Source organism: Gordonia gummivorans (assembly GCF_022513585.1).
In the GTDB taxonomy this organism is placed as follows: domain Bacteria; phylum Actinomycetota; class Actinomycetes; order Mycobacteriales; family Mycobacteriaceae; genus Gordonia.
The window spans coordinates 40,864-67,850 of sequence record NZ_JAKWBF010000023.1; the positions used below are offsets into that span (position 1 = coordinate 40,864).

Here is a 26,987-nt window from a genome sequence, read left to right on the forward strand (position 1 = left end):
CGTCATCGACGGCAGCGTGAGAGGAGTACCCACGCCGAGACCCGCGTCCGCAGGAGGAACCGACGATGACGAGTCGCAAGAACCGGGCCAGAATCCTCGCCATCGCCGCCGGCATGAGCATCCTGCTCTATGGCGGCAGTCCTGCGTACGCGGAGCCCTCCGACTCGGACGGCGGGTCGGCGAATTCGTCCGAGTCGACCGACAATGACAACGATTCCGACTCCGACGACGACTCGGACGGCGACGCGGATGATGCCGGCGCCGGCTCGGAAAGCACGGACGAGAACGCCGACGCGAACACGGAGCCCGACGCTTCCGACACCGACACAACCGGCGGCCCCGGCGTCACCCCGGACACCAGCGAGAACACAGACAACACCGATCCCCCACCACAACCGGAACCGACACCCGAACCCACGACGACAAACACCGTCGCACCCGACACCACCTCCACCCCTGCGGGCAACGGCACACCCAACGGCGTCCCGGCCCCCGTTGGCACTCCCGACATCGATGTCGCGGGCCCGCCGACCCCCGACCACACCCAGCGTCCACCAAGCCCCGATCACGACCCCCAGAACGACCGAACAACCGCTCGAGCCGTACCGGGCACACCGGCCGATCGCGCAGGCACCCCGCCCGTCGCGACCGGCACGCCGTTGGCTGCCACCGCCACCCTTGCGGCGTCGGAGACCACGCCGACGATCACCGCCCCACCACCGACCACCCTCGCTGCCGCGACGCCGCTCGAACCTCGGACCACCGCACTCGGATTCCTCGCTCTCTTCGGACTTCCCCTCCTCGGCGGCAACGGCAGCGCCCCGGCGTCGAGCCCGGCGTCGTGGACGTTGCTCTGGTGGGTGCGGCGCACACAAAGCCTGCTGGACAACAAGACCCCGACCGCCGGCGACTGGACCAGCCACTACGACGAGGAGTCGGGGACCGCGACCGGCCAGATCGGTGTCACCGACGCCGACGGGGACCGCCTCGTCTATTCGACGCCGACGACCACCACGCAAGGCGGCACGGTCGTCATCGATCAGGCAACCGGCAACTACACCTACAAGCCGAGTGACGCTCTTCGCGAATCCGGTGGTACCGACACCTTCACCGTCACCGCGTCTGACGAGTCCTCATTCCACATCCATGGATTGGCAGGACTTTTCGGCGAGGACCGGCACTCGACCACCACGACCATCACCGTCACCGTTCCCGCTGCCAACCAGCCGCCGACCCTCACCGCGTCACCGCCCAGCGCACCTGCGAGCTTCACCGGCGCCGTGAGCGGACAACTCACCTTCATCGATCGCGACGATGACCAACCGACCTACACCGTCACCGGCGACGACGTCACCCAAGACGGAGACACCTACACCAGCCCCAAGGGAACACTCGTCTTCAACCCCGCCAACGGCGAATACGTTTACACGCCAACGCCGGAAGCACGCGCTGCTGCCGACGAGAACACCACCGATTCCTTCCTGGTGACCGCCGATGACGGCCATGGACATTCGACATCCGTCACGCTGAACCTCCCCGTGAAACCGATAGCAAAGCCGGTGCGGCCCGACCTCCCCGGTGACGCGGTCGGAATCCCCGTCCAGGGGTCCGACGGCGTCATCTATCAGCACAGCCACGACACCGAGACCGACCAGTACTGGGTCAACGTCGTAGAACCCAACGGCACGGTGTCCTCGATATCGTTGCCCGCCAGTCCCTTCGGAAATCCGAACGCCACCGCGACCGGTGGTATCACCCAGGCAAGCCACGACGAAAGCACCGGCACCTACTTCCTCACCGTCGCAGAACCCGGTCAGCAGCCGGTCACGGTGGAACTGTCGGGGCAACCGGTGGGCGCACCGACCATCGTTGTGCACGAGGGCAAGACGGTGATCTATCAGATGACTCGTTCGGCCACCGAATCCGAACCTGAGCCGTTTGCCGTGATGGCTCGCGGATTCGCGCTCTTTGCAGCCGACGCCGGTGACCAGACGTACAGCATCGACGTGGTCGACGGCGACGGCGTCGTGCACACCGTCGAACTCCCCGGCCAACCCGTCGGCCCGCTGACCGTCACCCCCGACGGTGATGCGCGACAGGTTGTTTCGATCTTCGACGACGAATCCGGTGTTACCACGGCCGCGGTGATCGTCGCCCATCCCGATGGCACGTCTGACCAGATTGACCTACCTGGCACAACGTACGGCGATCCGAAGTTCGCAGACGACGGCACGGCGTACGTCGTCTCTACCGATGAGAACGGGGCATTCTCGATCACGACGGTCGACACCGGCGGAGCAGCGCACACCGTCGACCTGCCCGGATTCCTCCTCGGAGACGTGGTCGTCGGGCCGGACGGTACGGCATCGTTGGTCGCAGGCGAGGGCTCCGGAGAAGAAGCCGAGTACTATCTGATCCGCGTCGCACCGGACGGAACGGACAGCGATGTCCTGCTACCCGGAAACTCCGGTGCATCAGCAGTATCGGTCGACGGTAATGGCTCGTATGCAACAACTGTCACGTATCCGACGGACGGCTCTGGCGAGTACGTAACGCATGTGACCGGACTCCTCGCCAATGGCACGTCGTGGACTGCAGACATCGATGGCATGATCGGCAACGACCGCCCCTACCTGAGTGACGGCATCGGATATCAGGTGACATACGCAGCCGTCAACAACTACCTGGACACCACCAGCGACATCACCGCGATCGATCTGGCCACGGGGACAGCAACGTTGGTGGCCGATGATGTCCCTGGCGGCTTGGCCACCCAGTACGGAGAGCCACCTGCCGTCACCGCATCCGACGGCACCACCTACTGGGCGTTCAACAACGTGGATGGAGACGCAGCGGGCACGCCCCTCACAGCCGACACCACGCTGGTGATCGTCGATCGTGATGGCAGCGCCGAGGTCCACACACTTCGTGGCCTCTCCTACCAGGACGGTGGACGAGTACGATTCACCACGAGTGGCGTTCCGTTCCTGGTCACGCGAGACTACTCCCCTCAATCGCAGTCGCTCAGCGGGGTCAACGTGATCTCCCTCGAAAACGGCGTCCCGACAACCACTTCCCTGGCTGCCAGCAACCCCTTCGTCATGGGGGTCACCGACGATGGGACGGTGATCCTGTTCGACTATGACTCGGAGACCGGGGTCAACACCGCAAACTTCGTCCGGACCGATGGAACGATCACTACCGCCGTTCTTCCGAACCGCACCGACGTCTCCAACTACCACGGGTACATCCTGGCGCCGGACGGCACGGTCTATCTGGTTTTCTCGACGTTGAACAGCCCCGACACCACCATCAACGTCATCACGCCGACGGGCGGGCAGCAGGATCTGACGGTGCCCGGAACATACACGGCGGGAGCCTATTCCGTGTCTTCGGTCGACTCCATCTACCTCACGACAGCCCAGGACAACGGCGACGGCACGTTCACACCGGTCATCACCGAGATCTCGGCCCTGTCCACCAACACACCACCGGTGCCCGTCGAGGGATACGCACCCACAGTCGACGCCGCAGATCCTGAGAGCGGCTCGGTCAGCGGCAATTTCAGCGGTTTCGCAGTGTCGACCGACGGCGACGCCCTCACCTACCAGATCACCGGCGCCACAATGATCGCACCTGGCGTGTACACGACCCGAGGTGGCGGCACGCTGCTCGCCGACCCCGAAACCGGTGAGTTCACCTACATTCCGTCACTATTGGCTCGCACAGACCCGTCGACCACATCTGACGTGTTCTACGTGAAAGCCGATGACGGTCACGGCGGATTCGCTGCCGCCGCGGTCGTCGTACCGATCGAGCCGCTGCCGCAGGGCACCTCTGTCGGATCGATCAATTCTCCAGAACTCGACGCCATGACCGATCCGACACTGACCACCGACGATCCGGACGTCACGTTCAATCCGTACACGCATGAGTACGCGTACACACCGACGTGGGAAACACGCCACGCCGCAGCACTTCCCGGTGCCGTGCAGTCTCACACGTTCACGGTGACTGCCACCGACTCGGTGACGGGCGAAACCTTCGAGATCGAGGTGACCGCACCGATCACACCTGCGAACAACGCACCCAGCATCACCGTGGGAGCACCCGAAGCTCCAGCGTCTGACACCGGCGCTGTCAGCGGCGATCTCGACTTCACCGATCTCGACGGCGACGAGATGACCTTCCTCATCTACTCTCCCGACACCGGCCAGTACGTCGAAGGCACAACGCTCGTCGGCGATCACGGCACCTTGGTTCTCGACCCGCAGACCGGTCGCTACACGTACACCCCGACCGTCGACGCACGGTACGCGGCATCGTCTGAACCGCTGTCAGAGCGGCTTCTCGTGGGTGTGAATGATGGACATGGCTCAGGCACCAGCACCGAGCTGATCCTCCCCATCGATCCGATCGCGACGACGGAAAGCGTTGCACTGCAACCCACGCAATCGGACGAGATCCACTACTTCACGACTGAGAATGGGACCATGTACCGGGTCGAATCCGGGTGGGATGGCCAGTACTTCACACAGATCACTGTCGTCGACCTCGATGGCGCGGTCGACACCGTAGATCTAGCGGGTGTGGGAAATCGGGAAACAATGGCGTTCGGCGCTGACGGAACCATCTACTACACCACCTTCGACGATTACTACCTCGTCGGACCCGGCCACCTGAACGTCGTCGCCCCGGACGGAACCGTGGTCACCCATGACACGCCCGGTCAAGCGCAGAACCTCGTGCTCGGTGCGGACGGAAAGGCATATCAGACCGCGTACGACAACGCGACACAACAAACAACGGTTGTGATCGCCGGGCCGGACGGCACGATCGACACAGTCGTCGTCCCCGGCCGATCGGGACCCACCAGCGCCTACAACGCCTCGTCGCCGGTCGTGGCCGGCCGCGACGGGACCGCTTATGTCACAACGCAATCCTTCGAGTCTGGCGGCGGCTACACCACCCACGTCTCGGTGATCCCCGCCGGCGGAGGCGACGCCATCACCATAAGTCACCCGGGAGCGGCAGATGGAAACGCCGTCACGACCACGTCGGGGATCACGTACCAGACCGTGCACAACGCCGCCGGGACCACAGTGATCGTGATCAATCCCGACGGGACCCATCGCTTTGTCGACCTCGACGGAACTCCGTATCTGACCGCGGTGGACGGCAACGACGGTCGGGTCTATCAGACCACGACGATTCCGAACTACGGCTCGCCGGATGGACCGATCACAGTCGTAACCGTGTTCGCGCCCGACGGGACGGTCGAACAGACTGTGCCGATTGAAGGTTCGACGTGGGGACAGGTGGCTGTCACACCCACTGCTGTCTACCAGACCACCGTCGACGGCAGTTATCCGGACCAGACCACCACGGTCACCGCCATCACCGCCGACTCCCCACGTGACCCGATCACCGTCGAAGGCACCGGCAACTCGCCGCAACTCATCGACGAGGACGGCACACTCCTCCTCATCACGCGCGATTCCGACGGGTCGGGAACGTGGCACACCACCGTGACGACGATCCGGCCGGACGGGACCCCCACGAGCACGACGGTGGACGGCCAGTCCAACAGCTTTGTCGTCGCGCCCGATGGGACGGTCTACCTCTCGATGGAGAGCGATACGTCGGCAGAGGAACCGACCACCGTTGTGGCAATAGTCTCCACAAACGGGACGGTCGAGTACGTCCCTCTCGACGGCATCCGATACGGCGACCCGGTTACCGGCGGTGCCAACGCATTTCAGGTGACCCGGGCTGATTTCAGCTCGGCGCGCACCGTCATGGCCATCACTCCCGACGGCGTGTTCCCCACGGAGATCGACGGAGACGTGTCTGGGCTGACCGCATGGCCAGATGGAAGTGCCTACTTTCTCACGACCGACTACTCCAATGAAACACCCACAACACAGTTGCATGTGATCGAACCTGACGGAGTCACCCATCACGCCCTCACAGTTCCGGGCGCACCACGAACCGGTCCCACGTTCACCGAGGATGGCGACGTCGTGCTGACGACGTACACCGCCACCGGCATTCACACCACCACGCTGGAACGCTGACGGCCTCAAGAACAACGTCATGAATCAGTTCTGTCGGACCCACCTGCTCTACTTGTTCCACCTCGAACAAAGGAGCGAACATGGCCGACCACGCTTCCGATCTCCGCGGACTTCCCCGCTGGCATCCCGACCCCCTGGTGCGCGAGACGCTGGACCGCATCCGGCGCTGCGGGTGGGCGGTGACCGCCATCAGCGACGAGTGCATGTTCCACTCATCGGAATGCGAAACACCGGAGTGCTCGTTCGCGTACACCACCGGGTTGCGCCTCCACGAACTGCCAGAGATGGCCGTCTACGGCCTGAATGCACACACCAGCTACGAGGTTCTGAAAGAACTTGGCAATGTGTTCCACCGCTACGACTGGCGTCAAGCTGTCGCGAATTCAATTCCGGTGCAACTGGAATCGCTGGAGGTCCCGGTGGTGATGATCGAGGTGGTGGACAAGTCAGACTTCACTGTCACTAACGTCGTCTACCCCGATGCGCCTGTCCTCCAGGCTGTCTGGCCCGACGACCTCGACACCTACCCGTGGGAGGTGGGCTACAGCCTTCGGCCCGAGCATCAGTACGTGAAGGGCGTGCACGACGCGAACGCGTTGCGCGTCGACGGCCCGCGTGTCATCTCCGCGTACGAGGGGATGAACCGAGCGCAACGACGCCGGGCCGCACGGAACTGGCGTCGAGGATGAACGGCGCACAGTATTGTCGGTGCCCCCGGCTACAGTGGTTTTCAGCAGATGAATGACAGGCATCGGCAGCAGGTTTCGCCGATGCACCACGAATGATGACGACAAGCCCACCCTCAGATGTGGAAGGTTCCGTCATGCCCACAACAACAGCTCCTGCCCTGTGCCGTCGCCACGCATATCGGCGAGGTGCACTTCTTCCACAGCGCCGCCAGCATCAAGCGCCGATGACAGATTCTTGTCGGACCCCCGCGATAGTCTGTGATCAGTTTCGAGATCAGATGACAGCATGCCTCCGTGGCGACAGCCAGATGATGACCGTCCATTCTTGTCGGTGCCCCCGGCTACCGTAGTTCTCAGCAGATGAAAGACACGCATCGGCAGCGGTTTTCGCCGATGTATTTCCAACGATGACGACAAACCCACCCTTTTGATGTGGAAGGTTCCGTCATGCCCACAACAACCGCCCCCGCCCCAAACACTGACAGCCCACAAGTCGTCGACGCCCAGCTTCTCGACCCTGAGGGCTACCTCGGCGTGCTCACCGCGATCCGCGCAGCACTCTGGGACCTCCCACCCGGCGGCACCACACCCAGCGGCCGCCAAGCACACACCGCGATGACCCTGCTCATCGAACTGCGCGCCATCCTCGACCACCACGCCGCCACCATCGCCGCCACCCTCGACCGCCTCGGCGTCGCCCGCCACACCACCAGCAAAACATCGGCCCTGCTCATCGCCATGGGTGTCGCCCCGGCAGTAGCGCACCGCTGGTTACGCATCGGTGCAGCACAGACACCGACGTCGCGGCTACCCGGCTACACCGCCGACGGCGCAATATCTGGGGAACACGCCGACGCCATCATCGGCGGTATCGCCCACATCGGCCGACGCGCGCCCGACGGAATCTGTGACGAGGAGCGAGCAGACATCGAACACACGTTGATCGCGCAGGCCATGTCCGGCGCCACCCCCGCCGAGATCGCCACGAAAGCACGAGAACTGGGCAACACCTACGCCATCACCGCCGCAGGAGTCCCACCCGGAGAGGACCGCACCATCAACGAGTTCACCGTCACACCCACCAACGGCGGCCGCGTCGCCGTGCGCGGCGACCTCGACACCGTCACCGGCGAAAAACTCACCGCCGCCATCGAATCCTTGAACACACCCCGACCCGAACCCGACGGCTCCGACGATGCCCGCGCCCAAGGTGCCCGCAACGCCGATGCCCTCGAACTGATCCTCGACGCCGCCGCCGTCGCCGACACCACCCTGGCCACACCACCCAAAACACAGGTCTCCGTGCTGCTTCCGGCCACCGCCCCCGACAAAGCCAGCCTGCTGTGGCTGGGCCCCATCAGCCCCACCACAGCATCACTGTTGGCGTGTGACTCCACCGTCACCGACGTCGTCATCGACGGAGAAACCGTCCCCCTGCAGATGGGCACCAGCAAACGACTGTTCCCCGCACACCTACGGCGAGCCATCATCATCCGCGACCACTGCTGCATCAAATGCGGCGCCCCCGCTGGGCGCACCCACGTCCACCACATCGCGTTCTGGAGCCACGGCGGCCCCACCGACCTCGACAACGGATGCCTACTCTGCCCGTCCTGCCACGCCTACATCCATGCCAGCGACTGGGACATCATCATGGGCGCCGACCGCCACCCCTGGCTCATACCACCCACCACTATCGACCCCCGACGAACCCCACTGCCCGCCTACAACCGACGCACCATGACCCTCGACGACCGCATCGCCGCCTGACCCCCTGCCGGGGAAGGCATTTCACCGACTTCACCGCGCAGCACCTTTCGCGCACCCGACCCGTCGGGACCGCGCACGCCCTTTGAGAACTCCATAGCGAACCCAGCCACGCCGCGGGTGAAATGCGTTCAGCCCCACCTCCCGACGTGGGAGGTGGGGCTGAACGTGCTATCTGGTTAGCGCGAAGTCACCAGCTGGACTTCTGCACGCCCGGCAGCTCGCCGGCGTGCGCCATGTCGCGCAGGCAGATTCGGCACAGGCCGAACTTGCGGAACACCGAGTGCGGGCGGCCGCACTTGTTGCACCGGGTGTAGGCCCGCACGGCGAACTTGGGCTTCTTGTTGGCCTTGTTGACCAGAGCCTTCTTTGCCATGTCAGTTGTCCTTAACGTTGTTGTCCTTGAACGGGAAGCCCAGGGCACGCAGCAGCGCCCGGCCTTCGTCGTCCGTGGTGGCCGACGTCACGACGGTGATGTCCATACCGCGGGGCCGGTCGATGTTGTCGATGTTGATCTCGTGGAACATCGACTGCTCGTTCAGGCCGAACGTGTAGTTGCCGTTGCCGTCGAACTGACGGTCCGACAGGCCGCGGAAGTCGCGGATACGCGGGAGAGCGATGGACACGAGACGGTCCAGGAACTCCCACATGCGGTCGCCACGGAGGGTGACGCGCGCACCGATCGGCATGCCCTCGCGCAGCTTGAACTGTGCGATGGACTTGCGAGCGCGACGGATCTCCGGCTTCTGGCCGGTGATCTTGGCCAGATCCTCGACGGCGCCGTTGATCAGCTTCGCGTCACGGGCGGCGTCGCCGACGCCCATGTTCACGACGACCTTCACGACGCCCGGGATCAGCATCACGTTGGGGTATTCGAACTCTTTGTTCAGCGTGTCCTTGATCTCCTCGCGGTAGCGAGTCTTCAGGCGCGGCTGGATCTTGGGTTCAGTAGAGGTCATGTCAGATGTCCTTCCCGCTCTTGCGCGAGATCCGGACCTTCTTGCCCGTTTCCTCGTCGACGCGGTAGCCGACGCGAGTCGGGTTGCCGTCGGAGTCCACGACCATCACGTTCGAGACGTGGATCGAGGCTTCCTGGGTCACGATGCCTCCGGAGGAGGCACCGCGCTCGTTGGCCGACGCGGCGGTGTGCTTCTTGATTCGGTTGACGCCCTCGACGAGGACACGCTGGGTCTTCGGGAAGGCCTGGATGACCTTGCCCTTGGCGCCCTTGTCCTTGCCCGAGATGACGATCACGGTGTCACCCTTGTGGACCTTCATGTCAGATCACCTCCGGTGCCAGCGACACGATCTTCATGAACTTCTTCTCACGCAGCTCACGGCCGACCGGGCCGAAGATGCGGGTTCCGCGGGGGTCGCTCTCACCCTTGAGGATGACGGCGGCGTTCTCGTCGAAGCGGATGTAGCTTCCGTCCGCACGACGGCGCTCCTTGGTGGTGCGCACGATGACGGCCTTGACGACCTCACCCTTCTTGACGTTGCCGCCCGGGATGGCGTCCTTGACAGTGGCGACGATGACGTCGCCAATGCCGGCGTAGCGCCGCGAGGAACCGCCGAGCACGCGGATGCACAAGATCTCCTTGGCACCGGTGTTGTCGGCGACTCGCAGGCGGGATTCCTGCTGAATCACTCGTTAGTCTCCTTGACCTGGCTTCTTATGTACGGCGGATTTCCGACCCGACGCACACGGTCTGTTGCCATCGAACACACGCCTGCCTGGGGTTTTGACCAGGTTGTGACACCCGGGCCGTCCGCCCCAGTGGGTTCGTGAGCCGATTCGCGACACAGCGGCGCCGCAGGCAACCCCACAAGTGTAGGGGAATGCCCAGGTCCCGGCCAAATCGATGGTCCCGGCGACCGCGCGGGGGTTTCGGATGACGCCGGGCCGGCAAAGTTTTCCGCGCACTGACCCATCTGGGGTGCACCGCCACGCGAAGCACCCATGAGACGAGATCGACCAGACACAAGCCCGTCCGGCGAGCAATCAGTGCGAGCCGGAAGGGAGCGAAACACGGGGGGCGTGTCAGCGCCGGGGGTAATTCTCGGCTGCCGATCGTGAGCCGAACGGTCACCATGCTCCCCGGGCTCCGCAGTTCAGTCCGACAACTGCGGCCTGACGGCAAGTCCTCGACTCGGGGCCACCAGCCCCGTGAGCGATGACCGGAGTTCGAATCCCCCAGTCCGAGCCGGGTTCGACGCTGCCGTGCGGGCACGCACTCACAGGGGAGGCACGCGTGACCACAGACGACGCGGTCCGGAACACCGTTGCTACCGACATCGACACCGACCTGACGATCCCGATGACCGCCGCTCAGCGCGGCATCTTCTACGCCCAGCAGCTCGAGCCGGACGTGCCGATGACCATCGACGCGTTCGTCGAATTCCGCGGCGACACATCGGGTCCGCAGGGCGAGAGCGGTGACGACCCACTCGTCGACGTCGATCCGGACATCATGCAGCGTGCTGTCACCCTCACCGAGAGTGAGACCGAGGCCCCGCTGCTGCGGCTGATCCCGACCGACGACGGCGAACCGATGATGGTTCTCGACCGGTCGCAGCACGTGGTGCTGGGTCGACAGGACTTCTCTGACGCCGAGGACCCGCGCGCGGCCGCACTGGCCTGGATCGACCGCCGGCGAAGTGCCAGCTCAGACGTCTTCGCCGACAACATCCTCGAGACACACCTGCTCAAACTGGGTCCCGGACACTCGATCTGGTATTGCCACGGTCACCACATCGGCTTCGACGGCTATGCCGCGATGTACATGATGCTTCGTGTCGCCTCGCATTACACGGCGATCGTGAACGGAACGCCGCCGCCGATCGCGGACACCGCGTCGATGGTCGACATCGCCGAGTTCGACCGCGAGTACCGTGCCTCCGCCAAGTTCGCCGAGGACCGCGAGCACTGGGCGTCCCATCTGGCCGATATGCCCGAGATGACCACTCTCACCAGCCTTTCCGCTCCGGCCGCGCCGTTGTCGGTCGTCCGATCGGCGGTCCTCGACGACACCCTCGTCGCCCGGATCCGCGAGCTCGGACACAGCCACCGGGTCCGGCCGGCGTCGGTCATCACCGCTGCGGTGGCCGCCTACGTCGCGCGCTACACCGACCGCGACGAGGCCATGCTGAGCCTGCCGGTCGCGGCCCGCGACCGCGACGTGCTGCGCACCTCGGCGGGTCTGACCTCCAACGTCGTCCCGTTGCGTATCGCGCTCCACGACGATTCCGCCACCGTGACCGATCTCCTGAAATCGGTCAACGCGGAGATCAAGGCCGCCGTCCGGCACCAGAAGTTCCGGCACGAGGACATCACCTCCCAGATCCTCGGGGCAGCGGGGGCGCGGCGTGGCTTCTTCGGCCCGCTCGTCAACGTCATGCTGTTCTTCCAGCACATCGACTTCGGCCCGCTCAAGGGCGAATTGCACGTCCTGTCCACCGGACCGATCGAGGACCTGTCGGTCAACGTCTACGACAGCCTCGACGGCGGGATGACCCTGGACCTCGAGGCCAACCCGAACATCTACCCGGACGACGACATCACCACCCACCACCGTCGTCTCGTCGACTTCGTGACCGCCTTCGTCGGTGCGCCCGGCGACACGAGGATGTCGGATCTGCACCTCTTGACCGACGCCGAACGCGAAGCGCTACCCGAGCGCATGACCGGGGAACGGGTCGCCCACGGCGCCACCACCCTCGTCGACCTGCTCGACGACGCGGCCCGGGCCCACCCCGACGACACCGCGCTCACCGACGCGCAGGACGGGCGATCACTCACCCATCGCGAGTTCACCGACGCGGCAACGCAGCTCGCGGCGGCACTCACCCGGCGCGGGATCGGTCCGGAGAGCGTCGTCGGCGTTCAGCTGCCCCGCAGCACGGACCAGATCCTGGCGCTGCACGCGGTGATCCGTGCCGGCGGCGCATTCCTGCCGATCGACCCGGCCGAGCCGGCCGACCGGCTCGGGCACATCCTCGAGGTGGCCGCCCCCGACCTCGTCATCACCGACACGGTGCTGGCCGAACTGCGTGCCGACAAAGGGGTCGCCGCGGCGACAACGCCCCCGGGCCCCGACACGGCCGCGTACGTGCTGTTCACCTCCGGTTCCACCGGCAAGCCGAAGGGCGTGGTCATCACCCACCGCGCCATCGTCAACCGCCTCGCGTGGATGCAGGCCCGCTACGAGCTCGCACCGGACGACCGGGTGCTGCAGAAGACCCCGTCCACCTTCGACGTGTCGGTCTGGGAGTTCTTCTGGCCGTTCACCACCGGCGCGGCACTGGTCGTACCGACTGCCGACGGTCATCGCGACCCCTGGTATCTGCGTGACGTGATCGCCGAACACCGCGTCACGACACTGCATTTCGTGCCCTCGATGCTCGCCGCCTTCACCGCGGCACTCGACGCCGACGATGCATCGGAGCTGACGAGCCTGCGCCGCATCTTCACCAGCGGTGAGGCTCTGACTCCCGCGACGGTCGGTGCCGCCGCGATGCTGACGCCCGCTCCGATCCACAACCTCTATGGCCCCACCGAGGCCGCGATCGACGTCACCCACCACGACCACTGCCGCGCCGACGTCCCGGTCATCCCGATCGGCTCCCCGGTGTGGAACACCGGTGTCCACGTGCTCGACCACCGCCTGCGGCCGCAACCGCCCGGCGCGATCGGCGAACTCTATCTCGGCGGCATCCAGCTGGCCCGCGGCTATCGCTCCCGCGCGGACCTGACCGCATCACGGTTCGTCGCCTCGCCGGCCGTGCCGGGCGAACGGCTCTACCGCACCGGCGATCTCGTCCGTCTGAACGCCGCCGGCGAGCTGGAGTACCTCGGTCGCACCGACTCACAGGTCAAGATCCGCGGCCAGCGGGTCGAACTCGGCGAGATCGAGTCGACCCTCAGCCGGCTGCACGGCGTGACCGCCGCGGGCGTGGTCATCCGGGACGATCTGGTCGCCGGTGAGCCCACGATCGTCGGTTACGTCACCGGCACCGGACTCACCGACACTGACCTACGAGCCGGACTCCGAACCGCGCTACCGGATCACATGATCCCCACCGCGATCATGGTCCTCGACGCACTGCCCACCACCGCCAACGGCAAGCTCGACCGCCGTGCGCTGCCTCGGCCCGATCTGCGTACCCACCGCGAGTTCGTCCCCGCGCGTACCGCGCTCGAGCGCTTCGTCGTGGCGACCGTCGCCGATGTGCTCGACCTGCGCGACGGCATGTCCGACGAGGTGGCGAACGAGGCTCCCGCCACGGCTCCGGCGTCGGTGTCGCTGAGCGACAACTTCTTCGAGATCGGCGGGACGTCACTGTCGGCGACACGGATGGCCTCGCGGCTGTCTCGCGCCACCGGCCATCGGATCGGGATCCGTACGGTGTTCGACGCCGACGACCTCGCCGGCCTAGTAGCGGCCCTCTCCGACCTGGGCGTCGACACTGATGAGCCGGCCGTCGGCTCCGCCTCGGCCCCCTCCGACGACACCGCCGGGCGGACCGTCTCCGGAGCCGTGCCGCTGTCCCCGGCCCAGCATCGGCTGTGGCTCGCGACACGATTGGACTCCGCGTCCTCGGCGACCTACAACATGCCGTTCACCGTCCGCTTCGTCGGCGCACTCGACACCGACGCACTCCGGACGGCCCTGGTCGACGTCGTCCGCCGACACGAGCCGCTGCGCAGCGTCGTCGCCGAGATCGACGGTGTGGCATGCATCTCTGCGATCGACCCGGACGCGGTCGACGTCGACCTGCCGGTCCTCGCGACCGGTGACGTCGCCCAGTGCCCGGACCGCGACTTCGCCTCGCTCCCCTTCGATCTGGCCGCCGAGATCCCCGTCCGTGCGCGCCTCGTCCGAACCGCCGACGACGATCATCGACTCACGATGGTCGTCCATCACATCGCGGCCGACGGCTGGTCGCTGGCCCCCCTCGCCGGCGACCTGGCCACGGCCTACCGCGCCCGCCGCGACGGCATCGAGCCCGAATGGTCGCAGCTGCCGGTCTCCTACTCGCAGACCAGCGCCGCACGTCACGCATGGCTCGACGAGAGTCCGCATGCCGCAGCCGAACTCGAGTTCTGGCGGGACACCCTCGACGGGGCGCCGGGCGAGACCGAGCTGCCCCTGGACCGTCCCCGAGGCCGGGATTCGGAGGTGACCGGCCGGTCCGGATCGTCGGTGACCTCGACCATCGACCACGACACCTACGGCGCGATCCGGACCATCGCGACCGAGGCCGACGCCACGGTCTTCATGGTGCTCCACGCCTCGGTGGCGCTCCTGCTCCGTTCCCTCGCGCAGTCCTCGGACGTCATCATCGGCACACCGGTGTCCGGACGCGGCGACGCCGACCTCGACGACCTCGTGGGCATGTTCGTCAACACGCTGGCGTTGCGCACCGTCGTCGACAAGGACCTGCCGTTCGCCGACCTGGTGGCACATGTCCGGGACACCGATCTGAACGCGTTCGACAACGCCGACATGCCGTTCGACCGACTGGTGACCGAACTGAACCCGGCCCGTTCGGGCAATGTCCACCCGTACTTCCAGGTGTCGATGGCCCTGGAGGACCGTTCCGCCATCCGGCTCGACTTCGCCGGGCTCTCGGCGACCGCATCCCGCGTGGACACCGGTCGCACCACCTTCGATCTGCAGTTCACGTTCACCGAGGTGCGCGGGGCGACCGGCGAGCCCGCCGGCCTCACCCTCGAGATCGGTTACGCCACCGCTCTCTTCGACCGGGACACGGTGGCCGGACTGGGTTCGCGCCTGGTCCGCATGCTGGAGGCGGCGACCGCGGACCCGAGCGCCCCGATCGGCGACCTGCCGGTGCTCGACCTGCACGAGCGTCTCGATCTCGTCCCGGCAGTCGGCGAAGGCCGCCGTCCGGTCGAGCACCTGACGCGGCTGCTGTCGGCGGCCGCGGAGTCCTCGCCGCACCGCGTCGCGGTGACCGACGGGACCCGGTCGCTGACCTACCGTGAACTCGACGCGGCGTCGAACCAGCTGGCGCGGGCGCTCATCGACGGTGGCGCCGGACCTGAGAACCATGTGGCCGTGGCACTTCCGCGCAGTGTCGAGTGGATTGTCGCGATGTGGGCGATCGCCCGCACCGGAGCCGCCTGGCTCCCGGTCGATCCCGCGTATCCGTCCGGCCGCATCGAACACATGCTGACCGACTCGGGCGCACGACTGCTCGTCACCGATCGGTCGTCCGATCCCGGCGCCGGGCCCGCTCTGAGCACAGTCGTCCTCGACGACCCCGCGATCCGCGACTGGATCGACGCCGAATCAGCGGCGCCCATCGCGGATTCGGAGCGCCGAGGCGTCCTCGACGTCGACCAGCCCGCCTACCTGATCTACACATCGGGGACCACCGGCACGCCCAAGGGCGTCGTCGTCAGCCACCGCGGACTCGCCGATTTCGGCGCGCAACAGGTCACGCAGTACGGGATCACGCCCACCAGTCGGACGATGCACATGGCGTCGCCGAGTTTCGATGCGTCGGTACTCGAGATCCTGATGGCGATCTCCGCCGGGTCGACCATGCACATCGTGCCGCCGGGCATCGTCGGCGGCACCGAGCTCGCCGAGCTGATGCGCGATGCGCGGATCACGCATGCCTTCCTCACCCCGTCGGTACTGACCACCATGACGCCGGACGACGTCCCCGATCTCGAGGTTCTCGTCATCGGCGGCGAGCACCCGAACTCCGAGGTGGTCCGCACCTGGTCGACCGGCCCGAAGCTGTTCAACGCCTACGGTCCCACCGAGACCACCGTGGTGGCCGCGGTGTCGGCGCCGATCAGCCCCGACTACACGACGCTGACCATCGGCCGGCCCATCCGCGGCATCTCCGCGCTGGTCCTGGACGAGCGCCTGCGCCCGGTCGCCCCCGGCGCGATCGGCGAGTTGTACATCGCCGGTGAGCATCTCGCCCGCGGATACCACGGCGTCCGACCGCTGACATCCAAACGCTTCATCGCCAACCCCTACGGCGATCCCGGCGAGCGCATGTACCGAACCGGCGACCTCGTCCGATGGACCTCCGATCACGAACTCGAGTTCCGCGGGCGGGCCGACCATCAGACCAAGATCCGCGGGCATCGCATCGAACTCGGTGAGATCGACGCCGCCCTGGTCGCCGACGAGTCGGTGCGGGCGGCGGTCACCACCACGCATGGCGAGGGCGACCGCGCCCATCTCGTGTCCTACGTGACCGTGACCGCGGGCGCTCACGGGCGGGCCGCCGCGGTGCGAGACCGATTGGCGCAGCGCCTGCCCCGGCACATGATCCCGTCGACGATCATCGAGCTCGACGAGATCCCCACGACCCCGATCGGCAAGGTCGACCTCCGGGCACTGCCCGCGCCGGAGCCGGGATCGGTGGACGGCGACGTGGCGTTCGTCGCGCCGCGCAACCCCCTGGAGCAGGCAGTCGCCGATCTGATCGCCGAGCGTCTCGAGCTGGAGCCCGGCACCATCGGCCGCGATCATGACTTCTTCGACCTCGGCGGCAACTCGTTGCTGGCGACCCAGATCGTCGGCGCACTCGAGAATCTCACCGGCCGACGTGTCCCCGTCCGCGAGGTCTTCGACCACTCGACTGTCGCCGGCATCGCCCGGCTCGGCGGCGCCGACGAGGGTGACACCGCCCTCGTCGAGGCGCGGACGCTCGCCGACCTCCGGCACGATCCGGACAGCCCGGCGCAACCGGGACCCGCGCAACAGCAGCTCTGGTTCCTCAACCAGCTCGCGGGCGGTGCCGACGCCGATCCGGGTCGAGCCGACTCCGACAACGGTTCGTCGACAGCCGATTACGCCATCGCCTTCGCGCTGGATCTGCGTGGCGATCTCGACGTGGACGCCCTGTCCGGCGCGCTCCGATACGCCGTCGACCGCCACGAGATGCTGCGCACCGTCTACCCCGAGCACGACGGGCGCCCCGACCTGGACGTACGTCCCACCGACGAGGTGCAGACCGAACTCACCGTCGTCGAGACGACTTCGACGGAGTGGCCGTCCCAGGCGCAGGCGCTGGCGCGTCGTCCGTTCGACCTGACCGTCGACGTACCGCTGCGCGTCGCACTGCACCGGATCGACGGCGACACCGCGCATCACAAGCTGACCCTCGTGATCCACCACATCGCGGCCGACGGTTGGTCGATGGTGCCGCTGCACCGCGACATCACCACCGCCTACGCCGAACTGCGGGCGGCGGCCGAGAACGGCACCGAAGCCGCGGTCACCGGCACTCCCCCGGCCCTGGACTATCGCGACTACCTGCGCTGGCAGGCCGATCACCTCGAGACCCGGACCGATCTGGCCGACCGGTGGCGACAGGACCTGGACGGGATCGATGTCGGTCCGATCCTCTTACCCGACGCGCCGAGCGGGTCCGCCCGCACCGCGGGCGTGGTCGAGGTCGACTTCGACGCCGAACTACGCAGCCGCCTCTCCGCACTGGGCGGCGGCCGGGCGACCGAATTCATGTGCGTGCATGCGGTGTTCGCCGCGCTGCTGCACCGGCTGAACGCCGACCCGCAGGTTCATGTCGCCGGTTCGGCGTCGGACATCGTGATCGGCACCCCCGTCGCCGGACGCGCCGATCCCCGGCTCGCCGACATCGTCGGCATGTTCGTGAACTCGGTCGTCCTCCGGACCCCGGTCGACGGGAGCCAGGGGTTCGCGGCCCTGCTCGACTCCGTCCGCAGCCGCGATCTGGACGCGCTGGCGGGCGCCGACATGCCGTTCGAGCAGATCGTCTCGATGCTCAATCCGCCTCGCACGGACCGGCATCCGATATTCCAGATCGCGCTGGCGTTCGACGCCGGGGTCTCTGACACCCTCGAACCCGACCACACCAGGGTGGATCTGCCCGGCCTGCAGGTCGTCGCCGAGGAGATCGAGACCGGGGCCGCCCGGTTCGACCTCGAACTGCGAATCCGCGACGGGCGCGCGCGGTTCACCTATGCGACCGATGTCCACACGCATGACCGCGTCAGCGAACTGGCCCGGATGTTCGTCGATCTCGCACGCGCGGTCGCCGCGGATCCGTCGACACCTCTCGACGACCTCACCGGGGCGGCCGATCTCGCGGACGCCGCCGAACCCAAGGTCCGCGACCACGGCTCGATCGAGCCGAGGCATCTTGCCGACATCCTCGCCGACACCGTCATCGACCACTCCGATCGCGTGGCGGTCGAGGACGGAGACCGCACGCTCACCTACGCCGAGATCGATCGGCTCTCCGCGCGCTGGGCGCTCACCCTGCGCGAACTCGGGGTCGGCACCGAGGACGTGGTCGCGATCGCCGTCGATCGCAGCCTGGAATCGGTGGTCGCCACATGGGCCGTGACGAAGGCGGGCGCGGCCGCACTCCCGGTCGACATGCGTTACCCGGCCGAGCGGATCGCCCACATGATCGCCGATTCGGGCGCCATCCTCGGCATCAGCAGCGCCGACCACCGTCGCGATGTGCCGCACGACATCTGGTGGCTGACCCCGGAGGATCTGCGCACCGGAGAGCGCGCGGGCTTCCGGCCCCCGGCCCGGCACCCGGATTCGATCGCCTACATCGTCTACACCTCCGGCTCCACCGGAAAACCGAAGGGCGTCAGCGTGTCCCATCGCGGCCTGGCCGCGTTCGCCCAGACGCAGCGGGAGCGGTACGAGGTCGGCCCCGGCGATCGCACCCTGCTGTTCGCCTCCCCCTCGTTCGACGCATCGATGCTGGAGTTCCTCCTCGCGGTCGAGTCCGGCGCGACGATGGTGGTGGCACCGACGACGATCTACGGCGGCGACGAACTCGTCGAGTTCCTCGACGAGCGCGAGGTCACCCACGCGTTCATCACGCCGTCGGCCCTCGCCGCCGCGGCACCCCATCCGCTCCCCCACCTGAAGACCCTCGGCGTGGGCGGCGAGGCCAGCACTCCGGAACTCGTGGCGCGCTGGGGAACCGGCCGTCGCTACATCAACTCCTACGGGCCGACCGAGACGACCATCGTCGCGACGATGTCGGCGCCGCTGCACCCGGGTGAGCCGATCACCATCGGCACGCCGGTCCACGAGTGCACCGCACTCGTCCTCGACCACCGGTTGCGGCGACTGCCCGACCACGTCCCCGGCGAGCTCTACCTCAGCGGGCCGGGAGTGGCACGGGGCTACCTGGGGCGCCGCAGTCTGACCGCCGGCCGGTTCGTGGCCTCCCCCGACGGAAACGGCGCCGTCATGTACCGCACCGGTGACATCGTGCACCGCGACGCCGACGGCGCGCTGACCTACCACGGTCGCAGTGACAACCAGGTGAAGGTCCGCGGTTTCCGCATCGAACTCGACGAGGTGAGTGCGGCACTGGCGGCCGTGGACGGAATCGACTTCGCCACCACCGTCGTCCGCGGCGAGAGCGCATCGGCCACCCTGGTCGGTTACGTGACGCGCTCCGCCGGGGCGGCCGGCGACCCCGAGTCCGCAGACGCCCCGGAAACAGTGGACACCGCAAAGGTGTTGGAGTCGGTCCGCAGCCGCCTGCCGCGCCACATGGTCCCGTCCGCGATCGTCGTGCTGGACGAGATCCCGCTGACCGGCAACGGCAAGCTCGACCATCGGGCACTGCCGGAGCCGTCGGCGAGCAGCATGTCGTCCGTCGGTCGCGCACCGCGCGGTGATGCCGAGACCGCGCTGGTCGGCATCGTCGCCGACGTCCTCGGCCTCGCTCGCGAGGAGATCGGTGCCACCGACGACTTCTTCCTGCTGGGTGGCACCTCGCTGCAGGCGACCACCCTGGTCAGTCGGATCAACCGGGTGTCGGCCGACGGCCGCCTCCGCGTCCGGGACGTCTTCGACCACCCGACCGCCGAAGCCCTCGCGGACCTGATCAGCCTGCCGGCCGACTGGGCACCGACCGCGGAGTCCGACGAGTCGTCGGGTCGCCCGGTCCGACGGGAGACCTTCCCGCTCGCGCCGGTCCAGCGCCGCCTGTGGTCGCTGGCGGCGGCCGACCCCGCGTCGACCGAGTACCTGATGCCCTTCGTCCTGCGACTGACCGGGGACATCGATCTCGCGGCCCTCCGCGGTGCACTCACCGATGTCGTCGCCCGGCACACCAGCCTGCGGACGGTCTTCGAGGCGGTCGACGGGACACCGACGGGCCGGGTGCTCGACGATCCCGCGGCCGTCGTCGGCTCGCTGACCCCCGTCGTCCCCGCGGACCCCGACGCGCTGATGAGCGAGATCGCGCGCCTCGCGTCGACGCCCATCGACCCGACCACCGAGGCGCCCTTGCGTGCCACGGTCGTCGCCGACCCCGGTGCGCGTGGCGAGACCGCGACGCACATCCTCCTGCTCGTCGTGCATCACATCGCCGCCGACGGCGCGTCGTTGCCGACCCTCGTCGGCGACCTGGCGCAGGCCTACCGAGAACGACGCGCCGGCCGCGCCGAGACCTGGGATGCGGCCGCTCTCGACTATCGCGACCACGCCGTCGAGAGTGCGACGGCGCCCGCGACGACCGACGAGCTGGGATTCTGGACCGATCACCTGGCAGGTGCGCCCGCCGAGAGCACGGTGGAACCGGTCGGCGGCGGCAGACGTGGTTCGGGTGCCCGGTCGGTGAGTCTGCCGCTCCCGGCACACACCCGGGCGGGCCTCACCGCCTTCGCCCGTGAACAGTCGACGACGCCGTTCTCCGTCCTGCACACCGCACTGGCGATCCTGCTGCACCGTCTGGGCGTCGGCGATGACCTGGTCATCGGCAGTCCGGTCGACAACCGCACCGGGATGACCGGCGTCGACCGCGACTACAGCGGCGTGGTCGGCATGTTCGTCAACATGGTGCCGCTGCGCAGCCACCTGCGCAGCGCGGAGACCGTCGCCGCACTGGTCCGCCGGACCCGCGACACCGACATCGACGCCCTCGATCACCGCGGGGTGCCCTTCGACGACATCGTGACCGCGCTCAATCCCGAACGCGCGCACGGTCGACACCCGCTCTTCCAGGTGGCGTTGTCGGTGCATGACTTCGCCGGTGGCGCGCCGACCCCGGTGGGCGGTGCGGATTCCCTCGCCGGGACCGCCGTTCCGATGGACGACGACCTGATGGCCGAGGTGGCCGAATTCGAGTCCCTCGCCGCCAAGTTCGACCTGCAATTCACCGTCACCGGCCTGGGCGCGACCGACTCCGACACCGACGCCGCCGTCCAGATCACCTACGACGCGGCGCGATACGGCCACGACGACGCCCAGATGCTGGGAACGCGGCTCATGCGCGTGTTGCGCGGCATGCTCGGCGACCCCGGACGCGCGATCGGCGACATCCGCATCACCGACCCCCTCGAGGTGGCCGAGCGCACCCCCGCTCTCGGACCGCGCGGCAACGCACCGACGACGCTGGACGTGCTGATCGCCGATGCGGTGCGGCGGCACCCCGACGGGCTCGCCGCGATCGGGCAGCCCACCGCGGACGGCGAGGGCCCCGAGACGCTCACCTACGCCGAACTCGACGCCCGCTCGAACCGGCTGGCCCGGGTCCTCCTGGGCCGCGGGGTGGGGGCCTACTCGCGCTCGGACGACGAGCCGGGGACCGAGGGTCCCGACGTCCGGTCGTCCCGCGAACCGGTGGTTGCGATGGCGATCAGCCGTTCCATCGACTCCCTGGTGGCGATCTGGGCGATCGTGAAGGCCGGCGCCGCATACGTTCCCATCGACCCCGAGTATCCCGCCGACCGCATCGCGCACATGCTCGACGACAGCGGCGCGCAGCTGGTCGTGACGACCTCGTCGTCGTGGGAACGCATCGCGGAGAGCTCGGCCGGGAGCGAGGTACCGACCCTCGTCCTGGACGCCGCGTCGACCCGGACCCGCATGAAGCACTCCTCGCCGGCGCCGATCACCGACGCCGAGCGGGCGTCGACGATCCGCCCGGATCAGTTGGCCTACATCATCTACACGTCGGGATCGACCGGTAAGCCCAAGGGCGTCCTGGTCCCGCACAGCGGGTTGCGCGCGGTGCACGACGAACTCGCGGAACGGATGACCCCCGGACCCACGTCCCGCGTGTTGCACTTCGCCTCACCGAGTTTCGACGCCTCCGTGCTGGAGATGCTGCTCGCGCTGGCCGGTTCGTCGGCACTGACCATCGTCGAACCCCACGTCTACGGCGGCACTGCGCTCAGCGACGTGATCAGGGCGCGCCAGGCGACGCATGCGTTCATCACCCCCGCCGCGGTCGCCAGCATGGACCCCGCCGCCGTGCCGTCACTGCGCGCACTCGCGGTCGGTGGCGAGGCCTACGGAACCGACCTCGTGCGGCGCTGGTCGCCCGGTCGCACGATGATCAACGTCTACGGACCCACCGAGACGACGATCATCACGACCGGCAGCCGGTCGCTGACCCCGAACACGCCGCTGACGATCGGCACGCCGAACAACGGCGTCGGCGCGCTCGTCCTCGACGATCGGCTGCATCCGGTGCCGCCCGGCGTCACCGGCGACCTGTACCTGACGGGCGTGCAGCTCACGCGCGGTTATCACCGTCGGCCCGGCCTCACCGCGGTCCGATTCGTCCCGGCTCCGATGGTCACCGGTCCCCGGTTCGCCGGCCAACGGATGTACCGCACCGGCGACCTGGTCCGCTGGACCGGCGACGGGCAGCTCCTCTACGTCGGCCGCAGCGATTCCCAGGTGCAGGTCCGCGGATTCCGCATCGAACTGGGTGAGATCGACGACGCGCTCGCCGCCGAACCCGACGTCGACTTCGCCGTGACACTTGTGGACGGCACCGGGGCCCAGGCGATCCTGCGCAGCTACGTGACCGCGACGCGCGGGCACGAACCCGATCCCGCCGACCTGCGGCGCCGGGTGGGACGACGGTTGCCGCGGCACATGGTGCCGGTGTCGGTCTCCGTGCTCGAGAACATTCCGCTGACCCCCACCGGCAAACTCGACCGCGCGGCGCTGCCGACCCCGGCCGTCTCCGCCTCGGGCCGGGCGCCGGCCCCCGGGACCGAGACGACCATCGCCCGCGTCTTCGCGGAGGTGCTCGAGGTCGACCTCGACGCCATCGGTGCCGACGACGGATTCTTCGACCTGGGTGGCAACTCGCTGATGGCCACCGCCGTGACCGGCAAGCTGAGCGAGCTCACCGGGCAGCACCTGGCGGCGCAGTCGCTGTTCGGGGCCCCGAGTCCCGCCGAACTCGCCGAGCTGCTCGACGGCGGGGCGCACTCCGACGGGGACACCGGACCGTCGGCCTCCGGTCTCGACACCCTCCTGCCGTTGCGCCGCATCAGCGACAACGTCGGAAACGATGCTCCCGCACCGCTCTTCGTGGTCCACCCGGCGATCGGACTGTCCTGGAGCTTCACCTCCCTGCTGCCCCACCTGCCTGCCGACCGCGCGGTCTACGGCCTACAGCACCCGGCGCTCGCCGGTGATCCGTGCCCGCAGACGATCGCCGACCTCGCCGAGGTGTACGTGGCGAAGCTGCGCACGGTGTCACCGGAGGGGCCGTACCACCTGCTCGGGTGGTCGCTGGGCGGGTTGATCGCCCACGAGATGGCCGTGCAACTCCAGGAGGCCGGCGAGACCGTCGAGCAACTCGTCGTGCTCGACAGTTACGTCGTCGCCGAACGGCCCGACCTCGACACCGAGGCGTCGATCGCAGAACTCATGCGCGAGTTCGGACTCGACGTCCCCGAGGGTGGCGAGGAGGGCACCGAGCCCTCGGTCGCGGACGCGTTCCGTGTCATCTCCGCGGCGGGCGGCGCGCTCGGCGGCTTGTCCGAGGAGACGCTCACGACCGTCCACGAGGTGTTCCGCCACGCCTCACCGCTGGCGCGGAACTGGCAACCCCGGGTCTTCGACGGCGACCTCACCTTCGTCACCGCGACCGTGGACGCGCATGACGGTCCGCCGGCGGTCGCCGACTGGCACAGCAAGGTCACCGGTCGCGTCGTCGAGGTCCAGGCGACCAGCACCCACGCACGCATGTTGCTGCCGGAGAACGTCTCCGAGTGGCTGACCGCAATCGAATCAGGCCCGATCGAACCAGACCCGGGCACACCGGGAATCGCAGCACAGGAGGAGGAATCATGACGAACCCGTTCGACGACACAGAGGGGACCTTCCGCGTCCTCGTCAACCACGAGAACCAGCATTCCTTGTGGCCGGACTTCGCCCCCGTCCCCGACGGTTGGACCGTCGTGTTCGGTCCGTCGGGTCACGACGAGTGCCTCGAGTATGTCGAAGAGAACTGGCGAGACATGCGGCCCGCCAGCCTGATCCGCGCGATGGAACGTTCGCAGAACAGTGAGAGGGAGGCCACACATGGGGCGGCACAGTATGGCTGACATGACGTCGGCCGAAACCACTCCGGCGACCAACTCGTCGCCGACCGGTCCGGCCACGGTTCCCGGCGAGACATCCACCGATGGCGTCGCCCCTGCCCGCAACGCCCTCGAGCTCCGCGGTCTGCGAAAGACCTTCCGCACCGGGCTGTTCGGCCGAGGTCGCCGCGTCCATGCCCTCAACGGCCTGGACCTGACCGTGCCCGCCGGCACCGTGCACGCGCTGCTCGGCCCCAACGGAGCCGGCAAGACCACCACCGTCCGCGCAGTCGCGACGCTGATGAAGCCCGACGAGGGCAGCGTCGTGGTCGACGGCGTCGACGCCCTCGCCGATCCCGGCGCCGCCCGCAAGATCATCGGCGTGTCCGGGCAATACGCCGCCGTCGACGGGAACCTGACCGGTTTCGAGAACCTGCGGATGGTCGGTCAGCTGTACGGACTCTCCCGGGGCGAGGCCTCGGCACGGGCGCGCGAACTGATCGCCGACCTCGCCCTGCAGGACGCCGCCGACCGCCCGATGCGTACCTACTCCGGCGGCATGCGCCGCCGGCTCGATCTCGCCGGCGCCCTGATCAACCGACCGTCCTTGGTCATCCTCGACGAACCGACGACGGGACTGGATCCCCGCGGGCGACGCCAGATGTGGGAGGTCATCACCGAACAGGTCGCGAACGGCGCGACGGTCCTGCTCACGACGCAGTATCTGGAAGAGGCCGACGCTCTGGCCGACGAGATCACCGTCATCGACCACGGGACGATCCGGGCCCAGGGCAGTGCCGCCGACCTCAAGGCCTCCACCGGTGCGTCGATCCTCACCATCGAGGTGCGTTCCGACGGGACCGCTCACGACGAACTGGTCGCCACGACCCTCGCCGAGGTCGGACTCGGCATGCCCGAACGACTCGACGAGTCGGATCGCTCCGACCGCGAACCCGGCCCGGCACACAGCGACAACACACGGTGGTCCCTGCCGGTCAGCGACGGGAGCCGTAGCGCGGTCGCCGCCGTCCGGGCGCTCGACGCCGCCGGAATCGTCGTCGTCGACGCCACCGTCGCCACGCCGACCCTCGACGATGTGTTCCTGGCCCTCACCGAGCGGGACACGCCAGGAAGCGATGGCGGCAGTGACCCCGGTGGCGACACACCGACCACAGCCGATGCCGAGACCACCGTCATCCCGAGGGTGGCCGACGCCGATCCCGACCTGTCCCACGCCCCGACCCGAACGGACCGACTCCATGCTCACTGACACCGCAGTGCTGGTCGAGCGGAACCTGCTCACCGTCAAGCGAATTCCCACCCTGCTCATCAGTGCCACCATCCAGCCGCTGATGTTCGTCTTCCTGTTCGCGTACGTCTTCGGCGCGACCTTCGGCGGGGGTTCCTACCGGGAATTCCTGATGGCCGGCATCTTCACGCAGACCGTCGTCTTCAACGCCGCCTTCACCACGGTCGGCCTGGCCAACGACACCTCCGACGGCATCGTCGACCGGCTGCGGTCGCTACCGATGTCCCGGTTGGGCGTCATCAGCGGCCGTGTCACCTCGGACATGCTCCTGGGCGTCGTCGGCCTCGCGGTGATGGTCGCGTGCGGGCTCGCGATCGGCTGGCGGGTCCAGGGCAGTGCCGGCGACGCCGCCCTCGCCTTCGGCATCATCGGACTGTTCGCGCTCGCCATGGCGTGGGTGGGTGCGGTGACCGGTCTCGCCGCGCCGAATGTCGAAGCCGCACAGAGCATCGGGTTCTTGTGGATGTTCCCGGTCACGTTCCTGTCGAGCGCGTTCATCTCCGCCCAGAGCCTGCCGGGTCCGCTGCGCGCGATCGCCGAGTGGAATCCGGTGACGGCAGTGGCGACCGCGTCCCGGCAGCTCTTCGGCAACGAGGCACCGCCGACCTTCCCCGAGGCCACCGGATGGGTCGCCGACCACGCGGTCGGATACTCGGTGGGATCGGCACTGGTCATACTGGCGGTGTGCATACCCGCCTCGCTCATCCTGTACCGCCGCGCCGCCAACCGGTGATCTGCAGGTCAGTGATCCATGGATTCGCGATCGGTAGCCCCGGGATCGACGATCACCCGAGAAA

General features: G+C 67.8%; 11 protein-coding genes. 7 read left to right on the forward strand and 4 right to left on the reverse strand.

Features of this window, described 5'->3' with window-relative positions; genetic code table 11:
* Positions 1-65: 65 nt before the first annotated feature.
* The 3 genes from MKW15_RS16855 (at position 66) to MKW15_RS16865 (ending at position 8,536) form a co-directional block, all read left to right on the forward strand.
* On the forward strand, positions 66-6,077 hold the full coding sequence (locus MKW15_RS16855; protein WP_240860239.1) for a beta strand repeat-containing protein: 6,012 nt from the start codon (positions 66-68) through the stop codon (positions 6,075-6,077).
* A gap of 80 nt (positions 6,078-6,157) precedes the next feature.
* The gene (locus MKW15_RS16860) at positions 6,158-6,766 is read left to right on the forward strand and encodes a DUF4262 domain-containing protein (RefSeq protein WP_240860241.1); all 609 of its coding nucleotides are present in this window, start codon (positions 6,158-6,160) and stop codon (positions 6,764-6,766) included.
* 447 nt (positions 6,767-7,213) lie between these two features.
* Positions 7,214-8,536, forward strand: coding sequence for an HNH endonuclease (locus MKW15_RS16865; protein WP_240860242.1), 1,323 nt, complete (start codon positions 7,214-7,216; stop codon positions 8,534-8,536).
* Positions 8,537-8,723: 187 nt separating this feature from the next.
* Here the strand turns inward: MKW15_RS16865 and MKW15_RS16870 are convergent, their stop codons facing one another.
* The 4 genes from MKW15_RS16870 to rplN are packed head-to-tail and all read right to left on the reverse strand — an operon-like array spanning position 8,724 to position 10,181.
* Positions 8,724-8,909 carry a type Z 30S ribosomal protein S14 gene (locus MKW15_RS16870; RefSeq protein ID WP_004019490.1) on the reverse strand — a complete coding sequence of 62 codons (186 nt, stop codon included), beginning with the start codon at positions 8,907-8,909 and terminating at the stop codon, positions 8,724-8,726.
* Between the two features lies 1 nt (position 8,910).
* Positions 8,911-9,492 carry a 50S ribosomal protein L5 gene (gene rplE / locus MKW15_RS16875; protein WP_055475154.1) on the reverse strand — a complete coding sequence of 194 codons (582 nt, stop codon included), beginning with the start codon at positions 9,490-9,492 and terminating at the stop codon, positions 8,911-8,913.
* A 1-nt stretch (position 9,493) separates the two neighbouring features.
* Positions 9,494-9,811 (reverse strand): 50S ribosomal protein L24, encoded by a 318-nt coding sequence (gene rplX / locus MKW15_RS16880; protein WP_005197643.1) that lies wholly within the window; start codon positions 9,809-9,811, stop codon positions 9,494-9,496.
* A gap of 1 nt (position 9,812) precedes the next feature.
* The gene (rplN, locus tag MKW15_RS16885) at positions 9,813-10,181 is read right to left on the reverse strand and encodes a 50S ribosomal protein L14 (protein WP_004019493.1); all 369 of its coding nucleotides are present in this window, start codon (positions 10,179-10,181) and stop codon (positions 9,813-9,815) included.
* Positions 10,182-10,785: 604 nt separating this feature from the next.
* Between rplN and MKW15_RS16890 the strand changes: the two genes are divergently transcribed.
* The 4 genes from MKW15_RS16890 to MKW15_RS16905 are packed head-to-tail and all read left to right on the forward strand — an operon-like array spanning position 10,786 to position 26,923.
* Positions 10,786-24,651, forward strand: coding sequence for a non-ribosomal peptide synthetase (locus MKW15_RS16890; RefSeq protein WP_240860244.1), 13,866 nt, complete (start codon positions 10,786-10,788; stop codon positions 24,649-24,651).
* Positions 24,648-24,905 (forward strand): MbtH family protein, encoded by a 258-nt coding sequence (locus MKW15_RS16895; RefSeq protein ID WP_137809561.1) that lies wholly within the window; start codon positions 24,648-24,650, stop codon positions 24,903-24,905. Before MKW15_RS16890 ends, MKW15_RS16895 begins: the two co-directional genes overlap by 4 nt.
* On the forward strand, positions 24,883-26,151 hold the full coding sequence (locus MKW15_RS16900) for an ABC transporter ATP-binding protein (RefSeq protein WP_137809560.1): 1,269 nt from the start codon (positions 24,883-24,885) through the stop codon (positions 26,149-26,151). The genes MKW15_RS16895 and MKW15_RS16900 overlap by 23 nt, the downstream gene beginning before the upstream one ends.
* Positions 26,141-26,923 carry an ABC transporter permease gene (locus MKW15_RS16905; protein WP_058252001.1) on the forward strand — a complete coding sequence of 261 codons (783 nt, stop codon included), beginning with the start codon at positions 26,141-26,143 and terminating at the stop codon, positions 26,921-26,923. Before MKW15_RS16900 ends, MKW15_RS16905 begins: the two co-directional genes overlap by 11 nt.
* Positions 26,924-26,987 lie beyond the last annotated feature (64 nt).